Consider the following 15,852-nt stretch of genomic DNA (forward strand, 5'->3'; position numbering starts at 1 on the left):
TGGATGATGGGGGAACTCCGTTGACGCACGAAGCAAAGGCTGGTTGTCCATGAGTGATCACGTCCATGTGCGGCTGTCCAGCGGTCTCTCCGTGAACGGCGACGGCGAACTCGTGGAGCAGTACCACTGCCGCTGCGGTGCATCCTGGACGAAGACCTACGAGGCGGCGGGGGACGCCGAGCAGTGACCCGTGGCGGCCCGGCGCGGCCGCCCGGTGTCAGCGGCCGCGCACGATCACGACCGGACACGGGGCGTGCTGCACGCAGTGCTGGCTGACGGAGCCCAGCAAGGCCCCTGTGAAGCCGCCGAGCCCGCGGCTGCCCACCACCAGAAGCGCCACGTCGTCCTCGGCCGCGGCCTTCAGCAGCGCCTGGGCCGCGGTGCCCTCCTCCACACGAGGGGTGATCTCCACGGGCGGCTCGGAACCCACGGCCTTCTCGATGCTCTCGAGCAGGACCTTGCGCGCGATGTCCCCGAGCCCCCCTTCCTCCGCGACGGGAACGCTGCCGCCCCATCCGGAGAACGGCGGCTCCCAGGCGATGACAGCCCGCACGGCCGCGCCGGTCAGCTTCGCCTGCCGCACCGCCCAGCGCAGAGCCCGTCTGGACTGCTCGGAACCGTCCACCCCGACGACGATCTTCTCGCGGGTCTGCTTGTCAGTCATGGCTCGCCCTCCGGTCGGGCCGGAAATCCGCGCGGGTCCTACGGTGTTCCGACGGCTCAAGGCTTCGCGGTGCCCTCTTCGGTCCTCTTCCTGGCAGCATCAGCCCGACTCGCCCGATCCGCACGCCAGCACGGCAACGGACCTCCTTCTCGCGCCGGGCCGGGCACCGTCGCAGGATGGAGGAAATGGGCCCCGGACGGCGACCCGCGGTCCGGAGGGAAGGAGCCTCTGTGGACGACGAGTTCCTCTCCTCGGCCGGGCACGCCCCGGCCTGGCGACGGGCCAGGGACCAGCTGGACGGGCTTCCCGGGCACGGGGGTCTGAACATCGCGTACGAGGCGGTCGACCGGCATGTGGCCGCCGGGCTCGGGGACAAGGCGGCGCTCCGCTACGTCGCCGTCGACCGCGCGGTGGTCACGACTGTCACCTACCAGGACCTGGCATGCCGGAGCAACCGCTTCGCCAACGTCCTGCGCGCGCTCGGCGTCGGCCGGGGGGACCGGGTGGCCTCGCTGCTCGGCCGCTGCCCGGAGCTGTACGTGTCGGTACTCGGCACCGTGAAGAACGTCTCGGTGTTCTGCCCGCTGTTCCCCGCGTTCGGCCCGGCTCCGGTGGAGGACCGGATGCGGCTGGGCGGCGTCCGGGTACTCGTCACCTCCGAGGAGTTGTACCGACGGAAAGTCGCAGACCGGCGGGAGCACCTGGCAGCGCTCGAACACGTCCTGATCGTCGGCCCCCACTCCGGGGACCTCTCCGGCACCCTTTCGCTCGATGCCCTGCTCGCGGACGCCTCGGACGAATTCGCCATCCCCGACACCGACCCCGAGGACATGGCGCTGCTGCACTTCACCAGCGGCACCACGGGCACGCCGAAAGGGGCGCTCCACGTGCACGAGGCGGTGGTCGCCCATCACGCGACCGCCGCGCTCGCGCTGGACCTGCACCCAGGGGACGTGTTCTGGTGCACGGCCGACCCCGGCTGGGTCACTGGCATGTCGTACGGAATCATCGCTCCGCTCACTCACGGCGTGACCATCGTGGTGGACGCGGGCGAGTACGAGGCCCGCCGCTGGTACGGCATCCTCGCCGACCAGCGGGTGAACGTCTGGTACACCGCGCCGACCGCGATCCGGATGCTGATGCGGGCGAGTCCCCGGGGCAGCCCGCCCGATCTGCCGCGCTCCTTCGACCTCTCGGCGCTGCGGTTCATCGCGAGCGTGGGCGAGCCACTCAACCCGGAGGCGGTGCGCTGGGGCGAGGAGATCCTCGGCCTGCCGATCCACGACAACTGGTGGCAGACCGAGACCGGATGCATCGTGATCGCCAACACCGCCGAGACCGAGATCAGGCCCGGCTCGATGGGACGGCCGCTTCCCGGCATGGAAGCGGGCGTCCTGGAGCGGGGGCCGGAGGGACGCGCCGAGGTCGCTGCCGGCCGGGTCCACGTCCTGAAGGAGCCGGGAGCCGAGGGCGAACTGGCACTCCGGCCGGGCTGGCCGTCGATGTTCCGGGGCTATCTCGGCGCCGAGGCGCGCTACCGGGCGTGCTTCGCCGACGGCTGGTACCTCACCGGCGACGTCGCCCGGTGCGACGCCGACGGCTACTACTGGTTCGTCGGCCGGGCGGACGACGTGATCAAGTCCGCGGGCCATCTCATCGGCCCGTTCGAGGTCGAGAGCACGCTGATGGAGCACCCGGCGGTGGCCGAGGCCGGGGTGATCGGCCGGCCCGACCCCGTTGCCGGGGAGATCGTCAAGGCCTTCGTGTCACTCAAGCCCGGGTACGACCCGGGTGACGGGCTGGCGCGGGAGATCACCGCCTTCGCCCGGCGGCGGCTCGGACCGGCGATCGCACCGCGCGAACTCGCCTTCGACCAACACCTGCCGAAGACCCGCAGCGGCAAGGTGATGCGACGCCTGCTGCGTGCCCGGGAACTGGGCCTGCCCGAAGGCGACCTGTCGACCTTGGAGGAGGCGTCATGATCCGCCGGACCGCCGCGAACCCGCGGCGCAGCAGGCAGCGCACGGCTGGCGGCATGGACCACCAGCTCGCGATGCTCCGCGAGATGGTGCGCATCCGTCGATTCGAGGAGCGCTGCGTGGAGCTGTACAGCTCCGGTGAGATCCGTGGCTTCGTCCACCTGTGCATCGGCGAGGAAGCGGTCTCGGTCGGTGTCAACCGGGCCCTCACCGCCGAGGATTCCGTGGTCACCACATACCGGGAGCACGGCCACGCGCTGGCCCGCGGTGTTCCGGCGGAGGCGGTGTTCGCTGAGATGCTCGGGCGGGTCACCGGTTGCAGCAGGGGCCGGGGAGGATCGATGCACCTGTTCGACACCGCCCGGCGCTTCTACGGCGGGCACGGCATTGTCGCCGGCGGGCTGCCGGTGGCGGCCGGCCTGGCGCTGGCCGCCCGGATGCGCGGGCAGCCGAACCTGACCTGCTGCTTCTTCGGGGACGGCGCCTTCGCCGAGGGCGAGTTTCACGAAACCGCCAACCTGGCCGCCCTGTGGGACCTGCCTCTGCTGCTGATCTGCGAGAACAACCTGTACGCCATGGGCACGCCGCTGGTCCGCGAGCACGCCCAGACCGACCTGGCGGCCCGCGCCGCCTCCTACGGCCTGGTCGCCTGGGCTGCGGACGGCATGGATGTACTCGCCGTCGAGCATGCCGCCCGCCGCGCGGCGCGGGCGGTGCGCGAGGGCGGCGGCCCGTACTTCCTGGAGCTGCGCACGTACCGCTTCCGGGCGCACTCGATGTACGACCCGGACCTGTACCGGGACAAGACGGAGATCGAGCAGTGGAAGGAGCGCGATCCGATCACGCGGCTCGCCGACCTGATGTGCGCCGACGGTAGCCTCGACGGCCACGGGCTCGAGCTCATCGAGAAGGAGATCGCCGACGAGCTGGACCAGGCGGTCGACCGGGCCCGCGAGGGCGGCCTCGAACCGGCGGAGGACCTGCTGCGCTTCGTCCGCAGCCCGGCATCGGAGCCGTCGTGACCGGGACGGAGCCCGCGCCGCCGACGACCTATCGGGAGGCGCTGCGGGAAGCCATGCGCGAGGCGCTGGCGGCGGACGACCGGGTGTTCCTGATGGGCGAGGACGTGGGACGGTACGGCGGGGCCTTCGGAGTGAGCCTCGGGCTGCTTGACGAGTTCGGGTCGGCACGCGTCCGCGACACCCCGTTGTCCGAGTCGGCCTTCGTCGGGGCGGGCATCGGCGCGGCCATCGCGGGACTGCGTCCGATCGTCGAGGTGATGACCGTCAACTTCAGTCTGCTCGCCCTGGACCAGATCCTGAACAACGCGGCGACCCTGCTGCACATGTCCGGCGGACAGGTCGGCGTGCCGCTGGTGATCCGGATGACCACCGGCGCCGGCCGCCAACTCGCCGCCCAGCACTCGCACAGCCTGGAGGGCTGGTACGCGCACATCCCGGGCATCCGGGTCCTCGCACCCGCGACAATCGAAGACGCCCGATACATGCTGGCCCCGGCCCTGGCCGACCCCGACCCGGTGGTGATCTTCGAGCACGGCTCTCTCTACAACGCCTCTGGCACGATGCCTGCCGGATCCGGACCAGTGGACCTGGACAGCGCTGCGGTGCGCCGCCCCGGCACGGACGTCACTCTGATCACCTACGGCGGCTCGCTCGGCAAGGCTCTGGACGCCGCCGAGCAGCTCGCGGCCGACGGCATCGCGGCCGAGGTGGTCGACCTTCGCACGCTCCGTCCGCTCGACGACACGACGGTGCTCGGCTCCGTTCAGCAGACCCACCGGGCGGTGGTGGTCGACGAGGGCTGGCGCACCGGTGGCCTCTCGGCCGAGGTGGCTGCACGGGTCACCGAACAGGGGTTCTACGACCTGGACGCGCCGGTCCAACGGGTCTGCGCGGCCGAGGTGCCGGTGCCCTACGCCCGGCAGCTGGAGGAGGCCGCGTTGCCGCAGGTGGCGGACATCGTGGCGGCGGCCCGGCGGGCGGTCGGCTGAGATGGCCGAGTTCACGATGCCAGCGCTCGGCGCCGACATGACCGAAGGCACCCTGATGGAGTGGCTGGTGCACCCCGGCGACAGGGTGACCCGGGGCGACACCGTGGCCGTCGTGGACACCGTGAAGGCGGCGATCGAGGTCGAGTGCTTCGAGACCGGTACCGTCGAGCGGCTCCTGGTCGAGCCGGGCACCACCGTCCCGGTGGGTACGCCCCTCGCCATCATCGCCGCAGGCGCGCCGGCGGCCGGGGAGTCGGAGCCAACGGAGGCTCCCCGGCCCGTCCCGCAGCCCGCAGCCCGGACCGAGCCGAGGGCCGCACCGGTTGCGACACCCCTGGTGCGGCACCTGGCCGAGACGAGCGGTGTGAACTTGACCGCCGTGCACGGAACCGGGCCCGGCGGGCGGATCACCAGGGCCGACGTGGCTTCCGCCGTGCCACCCGCCGCATTGGCGCGGGATCGGACACAGGAACGGAGGCCGACGAGCAGCGTGCACGGCCGGGGTGACCGACTCAGGGCGACGCCCCTGGCCAGGCGGCTGGCAGCAGAAGCGGGGATCGACCTGGAGACGGTGAACGGGACCGGTGACCAAGGCGCGGTCCGCGCCTCCGACGTCCGTGCCGTAGTCGGCGGGGGGCCGGCACCGGAACCGGAGTGGGCACCGGAACCGTCAGCGGCGGTTCCACCGGAGGCACCCGCCGGTCGGCGGGCGGCGATGCGCCGGGCCATCGGCGACCTGATGGCACGCTCCAAGCGCGAGATCCCGCACTACTACCTCGCCACCACCGTCGACCTCTCCACAACGATGCGGTGGCTGCGCGAACGCAACCGAGACCTGCCGGTGCCCGAGCGGTTGATCGCCGCCGCGCCGCTGCTCAAAGCCGCCGCCCTGGCCGCCCGCGAGGTGCCGCAGCTCAACGGCTTCTGGACGGCGGACGGATTCAGCCCCTCCCCCGCCATCCACCTCGGCGTCGCGGTCGCGCTGCGCGGCGGCGGCCTGGTCGCCCCGGCCATCCACGACGCCGCCGACCTCCCGGTGCCCGACCTGATGGCAGCGCTGCGCGACCTGGTGGCCCGGGCCAGGGCCGGACGGCTTCGCGGCTCCGAGACCGCGGACCCCACGATCACCGTGACCAGTCTCGGCGACCAGGGGGTCGAGGCGGTGTTCGGCGTGATCTATCCGCCCCAGGTCGCCCTGGTCGGGCTCGGCAAAGTGGTGGAGCGGCCATGGGCCGCCGACGGCATGCTCGGGGTTCGGCCGGTGGTCACCGCCACTTTGTCCGCTGACCACCGTGCCAGCGACGGCGCCACCGGGGCCCGGTACCTCGCCGCATTCGATGGGCTGTTGCAGAGACCGGAGGAACTGTGAACCAGAAGCAGGCACTCGCCCTCGTCCGGGAGGTACTCACCGAGATCGCCCCGGACGCCGACTTCTCCGAGATCCCACTCGACGAGGACTACCGTCACACCCTCGAACTCGACTCCCTCGACCTCCTCACCCTGGTGGAACGGCTGTCCGAACGGACCGGCTGCCGGATCGACGAGGACGACTACCCGCGCCTGGCCACGCTCGAAGGGAGTGCGGCCCTCCTGGCGGAACGCACCTGAACGGGTCAGCCGGCCTCTGCGTGCCGGTGAATCGACGCTGCACATCGGGTTCTCGACCGGTGCCGGGCGACGGAGGTCAGCCGGCCAGTCGCTCGGAGGTCATGGCCCTGCGGGCGCCCGAGGCCGGTGAGGCGGCGGTCGGGCCGGGCCAGCTCAGCGAGCTGGGCCTCGAAGGCGGCGCGGGCCCGAGCATGTGAACGCGGCGGGCTGGTACGCCGCCCACCCCCCATGACATGCTCCAGCAGCGGCCGGGGCCCGGGTGGTGCGGGCTCGTCGCGCAGCGCGACGGTGTCGGCCGGCCCCGGTCCGCGGGTGCAGGCCGAGCTGCTGACGCCGATCAGCTCAGGCCCCGTCAGCTCTATGTCTGTGCTCGTCCGGCCGCGCCCGTCGGGCACCCGCCGTGCGCAGCCGTCGGTGCGGTGTCCGCCGGCTCGGCCGTAGGGAAGCCGCCGGACACCGCACGGGCGCCTGCGCATTTTTCCGGGTGCGGTCACCGAGAAGGGCGCGGCTCGTATGCGGCGGAGACGCAGAGGCGTCCCAACGGCGGGTGCTCTCCTTGACGAGCCTGATCCCCGCATCGCTCATCTCCAGTCGACCGTCAGCCGCCCGGCCCGCTCGCCCACGTCGGTGCCGAGTTCGGCGCAGGCGGCGATGAACCGGTCGCGGATCCACTGCCGCTCCTCGCCGTGGGCGAGGCGGGTGTGGCAGAAATCAAGGAACAGGGGCAGTGCCTCCAGACGTACCGGCGCGAGGCTCGCCGAATCCGGCCCGTCCAGGGTGACCAGGAACAGCAACCCGAGGTCGTTGCGCAGCGCGGGGTGGACGGCGTAGTCGTCGACGAAGTCACCCATGTCGTAGATGATCCGGTCGGCGACGCCGTGGAAGACGTGGGCGGAGTGTCCGGCGATCAGCGTGGCCCCGGCGGCCAGCAGCTGCGGTGCCGCCAGGCGCACGTGCGGCGGCGGGCGGGAGGTCATGTTGGGGCCCCAGTGTGGGGTGACCAGCACGGCGTCGGCCTCCCGTGCGGCCCTGGCCACCAGTGCGCCGAGCCAGTCGGGTACGCCGGCACTCAGGTCGGCCCAGGCCGCCCCGGGGCGCTGCTCGTCGGCGGCGTATTCCTCGGGGTGGTCCGTGACCGCGGCCACTGCCAGCCGTACCCCTTTCGCTTCCAGCGCCGCGAACTCCCGGGCCTCCAGGACGTCGTGGCCAGCGCCGACCGTGCGGACGCCGGCCCGTTCCAGCAGCGCGCGGGTGTCGGTGAGGGCGTCGAAGCCGTAGTCCAGGGCGTGGTTGTTGGCCAGGGTCACGCAGTCCACTCCCAGCTCGGCGAGCACGTCGGCGGCAGCGGGAGGGGCGCGGAAGAAGAACATCTTGTACGGGTTCGGCCAGCGGTTCCCTCGGTTGGATATGCAGCACTCCAGGTTGAGCACGACGAGGTCGGCTTCCGCGAGTGCCTGCCGTACCTCGGAGGCGAACAGCATCTGCGGCGTCGGCGAGCGCCGCAGCTGGTCGGCCACGCCGCGCCCGAGCATCGTGTCACCGGCCAGTGCCAGCGTGAGCGCCATTCTTCGGCCCCGCTTCCTCGTCGTGTTCAGGCGTCGAGCGTCACCTGGCAGGTCCAGCCCCCGGGGCCGCCGGTCAGGTCGAGGCCGTGCAGTGAGACCGCCTTTGGCACCGCCCCGATCTGCTCGGCGGTGTCGGCGTCCGCCATCGTGAAGCGGACCGACACGGCCCGGCCGTCCCTCGAGTCACGGATCACGTCCACCTCCGTGTCGAGGGGGATCTCGCCGTCGACGTCCGTCCGGTAGATGGCCTCCTCCAGAACGGACACCAGCAGATCCTCGTCGCTGTCCGCCGTGACCGCGCACGTGCGCTCCCCGACCGGCCGGGCCCCGGAGGTGTCGGCAAAGCCCTCGACGACCGCGTGCACCGCCTCGCGGATGCAGCCCTCCGCAGTTCGCGCCCACGCCTCCAGTCGCGTCCCCCGAGCCCGGAGGTCCTGGACCGTGCGGCCGCTCCGCCACCGGTCCTCGTCCTGGACGACGGCCGACTGGCCGGGATCGTCACCGTCGACGTCCTCGACCGGCTGGCCCGCGGACGTCTTGCCGCGACTGGGACCACCCCGCGCTGATCCCGGCGTGCAACCGGTCGGCGGTCTCCGTGGATACCGCGGGGCGGGAAGGCAGATGGCCTCGGCGGCCAGTGGCCGTGAGACAACGCGCGTCACGCTGGAGTGGTTGGCCAGGAGGAGCGGTGCACGCCAGCGAGCCAGTCTCTCAGTCGTAGGCTGCAGTGACCGGTCGCCTGGCAAACAGGCCAGTCCCGCAGGTGAGCGCGGCTGGCACGCCACTCTCACCTACGGGCGGCCCAGGCATTAGGTGCCCCGAGTGATCTCGACGCGCCGTGGCTGCTTCTGCTCCACGGCTGCCATGGGGGCTTTTACGGTCAGCACGCCCTTGTCGTAGCGAGCGGTGATGTCCCCCTCATCGCATCCTTCCGGAAGCCGGATGCTTCGGGTGAACGAGCCGTACCGGAACTCCGAGCGGTGCTTGCCCTTCTTCTCCTCGCGACGCTCGGCACGAACGGTGAGCACACCGCCTTCGACTGTGATCTCGATGTCCTTGTCCGGGTCGATGCCCGGCAGCTCGGCCCTGATGACGTAGGACCCTTCCTCCTCGCTCTCTTCGACGCGGATGACGTGCTCGTCGGCGGACATGTGTAGGCCGAAGGGGAAGTCCTCGAACATGTCCGGGAACGAGGGCCACCAATGCGTACGTCTGTGCATCAGTTCGCCGGCCATCGTCCTCCTCCTCACTCAAATGACCACTGTTTCCATCGTGCGGCGCCGAACCTCTCTGCGCTATCGCAGCAATGGGCGGTCGTGCGCCCTGCCACCCATCCCGATCAGAGAGGACTAGCCGGAGCTAGGTGTGCATCTGCTGGGTCTGTCCAATGAACGACTCTGTCCCGTAATCGGTGGTAACGAAGGGTGACGGCCGTCGCATAGCATGCGCGATGCCAACGAGCTCGTGAGTGTGGGGTTTTCAGGGCTGTCGGCCCTCATCGTCGAGGGCGTGACGGACGAGTGCGAGATCATCCGGGTGTCGGCCCGGACCCGAGATCATCCGGTGTTGTGCCCGATGTGCGGGCAGTCGACGAGGCAGGTGCATGGCTTCCACGAGCGGGTGGTCGTGGACGTGTCGGTGGACGGGCGGCGGGTCGTGGTGTCGGTACGGGTCCGGCGCATGGTGTGTCCGGTCCTGGGTTGCCCGCGGCAGACGTTCCGCGAGCAGGTACCTGGCCTGATCGAGCGCTATCAGCGGCGCACTCGGCGTCTCGCCGACCAGCTCGGTGAGATCGTGAAGGAGTTAGCGGGCCGGGCGGGCGCCCGCCTCTCCCGGGTCCTGGCCTGCGCGCTCTCCCGCTCGACCGCCCTGCGCCTGCTCATGCGTCAGGCGGTGCCGCCACTGCGTGTCCCGCGCGTACTCGGCGTCGACGACTTTGCCCTGCGCCGGCGTCAGCGCTACGCGACCGTGCTCATCGACGCCGAGACCGGCGAGCGGATCGACATCCTTCCCGGCCGCACAACCCAGAGCCTGGTCGCGTGGCTGCGCGAACACCCCGGAGCCGAACACGTCTGCCGCGACGGCTCCGGGTCCTATGGCGAGGCGATCCGCCAGGCCCCGCCCGAAGCGGTGCAGGTTAGCGACAGGTGGCACTTATGGAGCAACCTGTGCGGGAAGGTCCTGGCCGAGGTCCGCTCCCACGCTGCCTGGCGGGCCGCCATCGTCAACCCCGCCCGCCAGGGCGGGGTCCGCGAGCAGACCACCCGCGAGCGCTGGCATCGGGTCCACGGCCTGCTCGGCCAGGGCGTCGGGCTGCTCGAATGCGCCCGCCGCCCCGACGTGGCCCCTGAACACCGTCAAGCGGTACGCGCGCATGAAGGAGCCCACCGGCGAGCGCCGAGCACCCCGCTACAAGCCCACCCTCGTCGACCCCTACCGCGACTGTCTTCGCCGGCGCCGGGCTGAGGAGCCGGCGGCGCCTGTCACCCACCTCCTTCGCGAGATCAAGGAGTTGGGTTACACCGGCAGCGCGAACCTCCTGGTCCGCTACATCACCCAGGGCCGCGCCGAGGGCGACAAACCCGTCACCACTGCGCAGCGCTTCGCTCGCCTCCTCCTCAGCCGCCCCGAGAACCTGCCGCGACAAGGATGCCGAACTGCTGGGGGAACTCACCGAGGCCTGCTCAGAGATGACCGAACTCGCCTGTCTGACCGGAGAGTTCGCCCAACTGCCGGCGCCGGCCGAGGGTAGCGACGCCAAGCTCACCGACTGGATCACGTCAGTTCGCTCCGTCGACCTGCCCCACCTGCATTCCTTCACGAACCGCCTGGAACTCGACCGGGCCGCCGTCGATGCCGGACTCGCCACTCCCTACCACAACGGCCGCACCGAGGGGGTCAACACGCGAACCAAGAGGATCACGAGACAGATGCACGGCCGAGCCGGATTCGCCCTGCTCCGCCACCGCATCCTCCTCCAGTGATCACTACACGGCGCTACCACCGAATACGGGAGCCCTCTTTACAGACCCGCGGAGATCTCCAGCGTTGAGTTGACCGGGTCCCTGGGTATGGCGGTGAGACACGGGCGCCGGCCTGACGGCCGGGGTGGTTGAGGTGGCTGTCGGCCGGTCAACTCGCTTCCGGTCGGGCTGGAGATGACATTGAGGCCTTCCTGACGCAAAGTCCGTTATGGCAGCGATTACGCCAGAATGGCCAGTAGTCTCGTGCGATGAGGAGTCGGCATGAGGCATGGCTGCGGCCTGCCGGGGTGAATCCGGAGGAGGCCGCGGAGCTGTTGCTGCGTGATCTGCACAGTTCGCGGCGGGGGCTGTCGAGCGCGGAGGCGCGACGGCACCTGGTGCAGTACGGGCGCAACGAGTTGGAGCGCAGGCATGGGCGGCGCTGGCCGCGGGAGCTGGCCCGACAGCTCACCCATCCGCTGGCCCTGCTGCTGTGGCTGGCCGCCGCGCTCTTGTTCGCTGTCGGCTCGCATGCGGTCGCGGCGGCGGTGGTGCTGATCATCCTGTTGAACGCGGGATTCGCGTTCGTGCAGGAGGTGCAGGCCGAGCGGGCGGTGGAAGCTCTGGCGCAGTACCTTCCGCAGCGGGCCAAAGCGGTGCGCGACGGTGCCCGGATGGAGATCGACGCGGCCGAGCTGGTGCCGGGCGACATCGTCGTCATCGAGGAGGGCGACCGGATCCCCGCCGACGTGCGGCTGCTGGCCGGGGCGATCGAGGTGGACATGTCGGCGCTGACCGGTGAGTCGGTGCCGGCCCTGCGGTCGGCGGCCATCCTGGATGTCGACGTGCCCGTACTGCAGGCTCACGACCTGGTCTTCAGTGGCACGAACTGCACAGGGGGCGAGGCGCACGGCGTGGTGTTCGCCACCGGCATGGCGACCGAACTGGGCCGCATCGCCGCCCTGTCGCAGCGGGTCAAGCAGGAGCCCAGCCCGCTGGAGCTCCAGGTGCGGCGGGTGGCGTGGCTGATCGCCGCCGTGTCGGTGGCGCTGGCGCTGGCCTTCATCCCGCTGGCCGTGTTCGGTGCGGGCCTGTCCCTGGTCCAGTCGGTGATCTTCGCAGCCGGACTGCTGGCCGGCATGGTCCCCGAGGGTCTGCTCCCAGTGATCACCCTGGCGCTGGCCGTGGCCGTGCGCGCGCTTGCGGCCCGCGGCGCGCTGGTCAAACGGCTCAGCGCGGTGGAGACCCTCGGCTCGACCGACGTCATCTGCACCGACAAGACCGGCACCATCACCGAGAACCGCATGCGCCCCATGGCCGCATGGACCGCAGCCGGTCCCACCGACCTGGACGCCCGGGACCACGCATGGTCCTTGCCGCAGCCCGCACCGGCGCTCCAGGCGGCCGCTCGCATCGCCGCGTCCTGCAACAACGCCCGCCTCCAACCGGACGCCGAGCCGACCGGCGACCCCACCGAAGTGGCCATCCTGCTGGCCGCCCAGGCCCTGGGTGCCGACCCCGACGCCGACCGCCGCGAGGCCGTACGACGCTGGCAGTTCCACTTCGACCCCGAGCTGAAGCTCATGTCCACCATCGACCAGCACGGCGACGACCTCATGGTCCACACCAAAGGGGCCCCGGAAGCGGTCCTGCCGCGCTGCACGACCCTGCTGGACGAGAACGGACAGCCGGCCGCACTGGACGATGCCGCCCGCGAGCGCATCACGGCGCAGGTCGACGCCTACGCCACCGGCGGACTGCGCGTGCTCGCCCTGGCCCAACGCACCCTGGCCAAGGAGAGGCGGCCGCCGCACCGGCGGGCCGACGCCGAGCACGACCTGTGCTTCGTCGCGCTGATCGCCCTCCTCGACCCGCCCCGCCCCGAGGTGGCCGAGGCCGTCGCCCACTGCCGCACCGCCGGCATCCGCATCATCGTCATCACCGGCGACCACCCGCTCACCGCGGCCGCCATCGCCCGCCGCGTCGGCATCACCGGCCCCCACCCACGCGTCGTCACCGGCGACGACCTCGACCGGATGCACGAACACGAAGTCGCCGACCTGGTCCGCACCGAAGAAGACGTCATCTTCGCCCGCGCCTCCCCCGAGACCAAACTCCACATCGCCGAAGCCCTACGCGACCAAGGACACGTGGTCGCGATGACCGGCGACGGCGTCAACGACGCCCCCGCACTCCACCGCGCCGACATCGGCGTGGCCATGGGCCGCTCCGGCACCGACGTCGCCCGCGAAGCCGCCACGATGATCCTCACCGACGACAACTTCGCCTCAATCGTCGAAGCCGTCCGCGACGGACGGCGCATCTACGACAACATCCGCAAATTCATCATCTACATCTTCGCCCACGCCACCCCCGAGGTGACGCCCTTCCTCGTCTTCGCCCTCACCGGCGGCGCCGTCCCCCTCCCCCTCACCATCCTCCAACTCCTCGCCTTCGACGTCGGCAGCGAAACCCTGCCCGCCCTCGCCCTCAGCCGCGAGAACGCCGAACCCGGCCTCATGCAACGCCCCCCACGCCCACGCTCCGAAGGCGTCATCCGCACCCCCATGCTGCTCCGAGCCTGGCTGTTCCTCGGCCTGCTCGTGGCAGCCCTGCAGATGGCCGGCTTCTTCTACGTCCTCACCCGCTCCGGCTGGCACCCCGGCGACCCCACCGGCCCCGGCACACCCCTGCACCACGCCTACCAGCAGGCCACCACCATGACCTTCCTCGGCATGATCGCCGGCCAGATCGGCACCGCCTTCGCCGTCCGCACCCAACGCGCCTCCCTGCGCTCCATCGGCGCCCTGTCCAACCACTACCTGCTCGCCGCCATCGCCGGCGAGGTCCTCCTCGTCGCCGTCTTCGTCTACACCCCCGCCTTCCAGAGCCTCCTCGGCACCGCCCCACTCCCCACCAGCACCCTGCTCCTGCTCCTGCCCTACCCGTTCATCGTGTGGGGCGCGGACGAACTGCGCCGCTACCTCATCCGCCGGCACACCCGCCCAACCCCAGAGCCGAACCACATTGCCGGTGCCGCCCGGTGACCGGGCACACCATCCGTCCTGATCACCAAGGTCTCCAACGGCTCAACGGCTCAACGGCCCCGCAGCGCGGCCAGCCGCCTTCCGGGGACGCGCCTCGACCAGACGAAGGCCTGGTTCGGAAGCCTCAGCGGAGGCGTCGAGGGCCGCCTCCTCAAGCCCGCCCACTCCCGCTATACCGCCGGCTACTCCAGCGGCTGGAGGAAGTTCCGGGTCACACCACGTGGAAGCCGTCGTCGTCGGCGTCATCCTCGGCGCTACCCCAGCCCGCCAAGCCGCCGTCCTCGCCCAACCGACGCCCGCGGCCGACTCCGGCCGATCGGCATCAGCCTCCTCCTCGGCCAGGCGACCCGTGGCCTACCGGCCCGGCCCGTGATGAGCGGCGGGTACCGATTCTCCGCCCCTGCGATGCCGGTTCGGCCGCCCTTGTGCGGCGGCCGGGATGACCATGGAGGTGCAGTCGGCAGGGCGCCGCGGAAGGGAGGCCGGTGTGCCGCGAGGGAAGCTTCGGGTCTACCTCGGGGCCGCCCCGGGGGTCGGCAAGACCTACGACATGCTCAGCGAGGGCCACCGCCGCGCCGAGCGGGGCACCGACGTAGCTATCGCCTTCGTCGAGGACTACGGCCGGGCGCTGACCCGGCAGATGGCCGAGGGCCTGGAGACCGTGCCCCGCCGGACCATGACCTACCGAAGCCGCACCTTCACCGAGATGGACCTGGACGCCGTGCTCGCCCGCCGCCCCCAGGTCGCCCTCGTCGACGAGTTCGCGCACACCAACGTCCCCGGCTGCCGCAACGAGAAGCGCTGGCAGGACGTCGAAGAACTGCTGGAGGCCGGCATCGACGTCATCTCCACGGTCAACATCCAGCACCTGGAGTCCCTGAACGACGTGGTCGAGCAGATCACCGGCATCCGCCAGCGCGAGACCGTCCCCGACGACGTGGTGCGCCGCGCCGACCAGATCGAGCTGGTCGACATGTCCGCCGAGGCCCTGCGCAGGCGGATGGCGCACGGCAGCATCTACCCGCCGGAGAAGATCGAGACGGCGCTGACGCACTTCTTCCGTGCCGGAAACCTGACTGCGCTGCGCGAGATCGCCCTGCTCTGGGCGGCTGACCGGGTCGAGGAGGCCCTGCTGCGCTACCGGCACGACCACGGCATCCAGCAACCGTGGTCCACCCGCGAACGGGTCGTGGTCGCGCTGTCCGGCGGGCCCGAGGGCGAGACCCTGATCCGGCGCGCCAAGCGCACCGCCTCCCGCGGCGCGGGCGGCGAGTTCATGGCCGTCCACGTCGCCCGCGACGACGGCCTGGCCGGCGCCTCCCCGAAGCTGCTGGCGCGCCAGCGCGCGCTCGTCGAGAACCTCGGCGGCAGCTGGCACACCCTGGCAGGCGACGACCTCGCCGAAGCCGTCCTCGCCTTCGCCCGGCAGGTCAACGCCACCCAGATCGTCATCGGCGCCACCCGCCGCACCCGCCTCAAGCGCCTGTTCACCCGCGGCACCGGCGAGGCGATCATCGAGGGCTCCGGTGACGACATCGACGTCTACGTCGTCACCCACTCCCAAGCCGCCCACGGATGGCGTCCGCGCCGCCACCCCGGCACCGACACCGACACCGGGTGAGTCGGGGCAGCCCCGGGCCAATGGCAGCGCGGATCCTCATGTGGTCCGCTCGGTGATCCAAGAGAGACGCCCTAGCCTCGCGCTTTCACGAAGCGGGCTGTCCGGTAGGTGATCAGCAAAGCAGAAAGTGTCTCTGACCTGTGAGAATGAGGATTGTCTAGGCCCTTGTTCCCACGCCCGTCGGAGGCACTTCCCAGGTGAGTGAGCGTATCGGGTCGTACCCGCGTGTGTGGGTGTCGGGTGGCGGCAGCAGGGTCGTCTCGCAGGCCGGCGGGGTTCTGTTGACAGCGCGCCGCACGGGCCTGGCCTCCACGTTGTCTGCGGCGCTCGCGCCGTGGCGCAAGCCGAGAGCGGTGCACGACCCCGGCAAGATCCTGCTGGATCTCGCGCTCGC

The 15,852-nt window shown here is 71.2% G+C and carries 12 protein-coding genes and 2 pseudogenes; 10 read left to right on the forward strand and 4 right to left on the reverse strand.

Going from position 1 to position 15,852, the window contains the following annotated elements; translation table 11 throughout:
• Window positions 1-49 precede the first annotated feature (49 nt).
• A complete protein-coding gene (locus ACFV1W_RS21265) occupies window positions 50-187 on the forward strand; it encodes a hypothetical protein (RefSeq protein ID WP_380418725.1) in 138 nt (45 codons plus the stop codon).
• 30 nt (window positions 188-217) lie between these two features.
• Here ACFV1W_RS21265 and ACFV1W_RS21270 read toward each other — a convergent pair whose 3' ends face one another.
• Window positions 218-664: a universal stress protein gene (locus ACFV1W_RS21270; protein WP_380418727.1), complete on the reverse strand. Its 447-nt coding sequence runs from the start codon at window positions 662-664 to the stop codon at window positions 218-220.
• A 230-nt stretch (window positions 665-894) separates the two neighbouring features.
• Here ACFV1W_RS21270 and acsA point away from each other — a divergent pair, with 230 nt between their 5' ends.
• Genes acsA through ACFV1W_RS21295 form a run of 5 tightly spaced genes read left to right on the forward strand, consistent with a single transcriptional unit; the run spans window position 895 to window position 6,262 of the window.
• Window positions 895-2,646, forward strand: coding sequence for an acetate--CoA ligase (acsA, locus tag ACFV1W_RS21275; RefSeq protein ID WP_380418729.1), 1,752 nt, complete (start codon window positions 895-897; stop codon window positions 2,644-2,646).
• Window positions 2,643-3,665, forward strand: a complete 1,023-nt coding sequence (gene pdhA, locus ACFV1W_RS21280; RefSeq protein ID WP_380418731.1) for a pyruvate dehydrogenase (acetyl-transferring) E1 component subunit alpha — start codon at window positions 2,643-2,645, stop codon at window positions 3,663-3,665. The genes acsA and pdhA overlap by 4 nt, the downstream gene beginning before the upstream one ends.
• Window positions 3,662-4,654: an alpha-ketoacid dehydrogenase subunit beta gene (locus ACFV1W_RS21285; RefSeq protein WP_380418733.1), complete on the forward strand. Its 993-nt coding sequence runs from the start codon at window positions 3,662-3,664 to the stop codon at window positions 4,652-4,654. Before pdhA ends, ACFV1W_RS21285 begins: the two co-directional genes overlap by 4 nt.
• Before the next feature lies 1 nt (window position 4,655).
• Window positions 4,656-6,023: a dihydrolipoamide acetyltransferase family protein gene (locus ACFV1W_RS21290; RefSeq protein ID WP_380418735.1), complete on the forward strand. Its 1,368-nt coding sequence runs from the start codon at window positions 4,656-4,658 to the stop codon at window positions 6,021-6,023.
• The gene (locus tag ACFV1W_RS21295) at window positions 6,020-6,262 is read left to right on the forward strand and encodes an acyl carrier protein (RefSeq protein WP_380418737.1); all 243 of its coding nucleotides are present in this window, start codon (window positions 6,020-6,022) and stop codon (window positions 6,260-6,262) included. Before ACFV1W_RS21290 ends, ACFV1W_RS21295 begins: the two co-directional genes overlap by 4 nt.
• A 581-nt stretch (window positions 6,263-6,843) precedes the next feature.
• On the opposite strand, the gene ACFV1W_RS21300 is transcribed toward ACFV1W_RS21295, so the two are convergent.
• Genes ACFV1W_RS21300 through ACFV1W_RS21310 form a run of 3 tightly spaced genes read right to left on the reverse strand, consistent with a single transcriptional unit; the run spans window position 6,844 to window position 9,062 of the window.
• Window positions 6,844-7,827: a CapA family protein gene (locus ACFV1W_RS21300; RefSeq protein ID WP_380418739.1), complete on the reverse strand. Its 984-nt coding sequence runs from the start codon at window positions 7,825-7,827 to the stop codon at window positions 6,844-6,846.
• A gap of 26 nt (window positions 7,828-7,853) precedes the next feature.
• Entirely contained in the window at window positions 7,854-8,618 is a 765-nt protein-coding gene (locus ACFV1W_RS21305) for an archease (protein ID WP_380418741.1), read from the reverse strand.
• Between the two features lie 18 nt (window positions 8,619-8,636).
• Window positions 8,637-9,062, reverse strand: coding sequence for an Hsp20/alpha crystallin family protein (locus tag ACFV1W_RS21310; protein ID WP_380418743.1), 426 nt, complete (start codon window positions 9,060-9,062; stop codon window positions 8,637-8,639).
• A 208-nt stretch (window positions 9,063-9,270) separates the two neighbouring features.
• Between ACFV1W_RS21310 and ACFV1W_RS21315 the strand changes: the two are divergent.
• The 4 genes and pseudogenes from ACFV1W_RS21315 to ACFV1W_RS21330 form a co-directional block, all read left to right on the forward strand.
• A pseudogene (locus ACFV1W_RS21315) lies at window positions 9,271-10,811 on the forward strand (ISL3 family transposase).
• Window positions 10,812-11,059: 248 nt separating this feature from the next.
• Complete coding sequence (locus ACFV1W_RS21320; protein WP_380418745.1) at window positions 11,060-13,837, forward strand: cation-translocating P-type ATPase; 2,778 nt, start codon at window positions 11,060-11,062, stop codon at window positions 13,835-13,837.
• A 487-nt stretch (window positions 13,838-14,324) separates the two neighbouring features.
• Window positions 14,325-15,458 (forward strand): universal stress protein, encoded by a 1,134-nt coding sequence (locus ACFV1W_RS21325; protein WP_380418747.1) that lies wholly within the window; start codon window positions 14,325-14,327, stop codon window positions 15,456-15,458.
• Between the two features lie 197 nt (window positions 15,459-15,655).
• A pseudogene (locus tag ACFV1W_RS21330) lies at window positions 15,656-15,852 on the forward strand (IS1380 family transposase); the annotation flags it as partial.

Origin of the sequence: Kitasatospora sp. NPDC059648, assembly GCF_042734825.1 — a bacterium.
Classification (GTDB): domain Bacteria; phylum Actinomycetota; class Actinomycetes; order Streptomycetales; family Streptomycetaceae; genus Kitasatospora.

Excerpts from the sequence above, each read along its gene's own strand:
- ACFV1W_RS21265 (WP_380418725.1), top strand. The coding sequence starts at position 50 with ATGAGTGATCACGTCCATGTGCGGCTGTCCAGCGGTCTCTCCGTGAAC.
- ACFV1W_RS21270 (WP_380418727.1), bottom strand. The coding sequence starts at position 664 with ATGACTGACAAGCAGACCCGCGAGAAGATCGTCGTCGGGGTGGACGGT.
- pdhA (WP_380418731.1), top strand. The coding sequence starts at position 2,643 with ATGATCCGCCGGACCGCCGCGAACCCGCGGCGCAGCAGGCAGCGCACG.
- ACFV1W_RS21290 (WP_380418735.1), top strand. The coding sequence starts at position 4,656 with ATGGCCGAGTTCACGATGCCAGCGCTCGGCGCCGACATGACCGAAGGC.
- ACFV1W_RS21300 (WP_380418739.1), bottom strand. The coding sequence starts at position 7,827 with ATGGCGCTCACGCTGGCACTGGCCGGTGACACGATGCTCGGGCGCGGC.
- ACFV1W_RS21310 (WP_380418743.1), bottom strand. The coding sequence starts at position 9,062 with ATGGCCGGCGAACTGATGCACAGACGTACGCATTGGTGGCCCTCGTTC.
- ACFV1W_RS21320 (WP_380418745.1), top strand. The coding sequence starts at position 11,060 with ATGAGGAGTCGGCATGAGGCATGGCTGCGGCCTGCCGGGGTGAATCCG.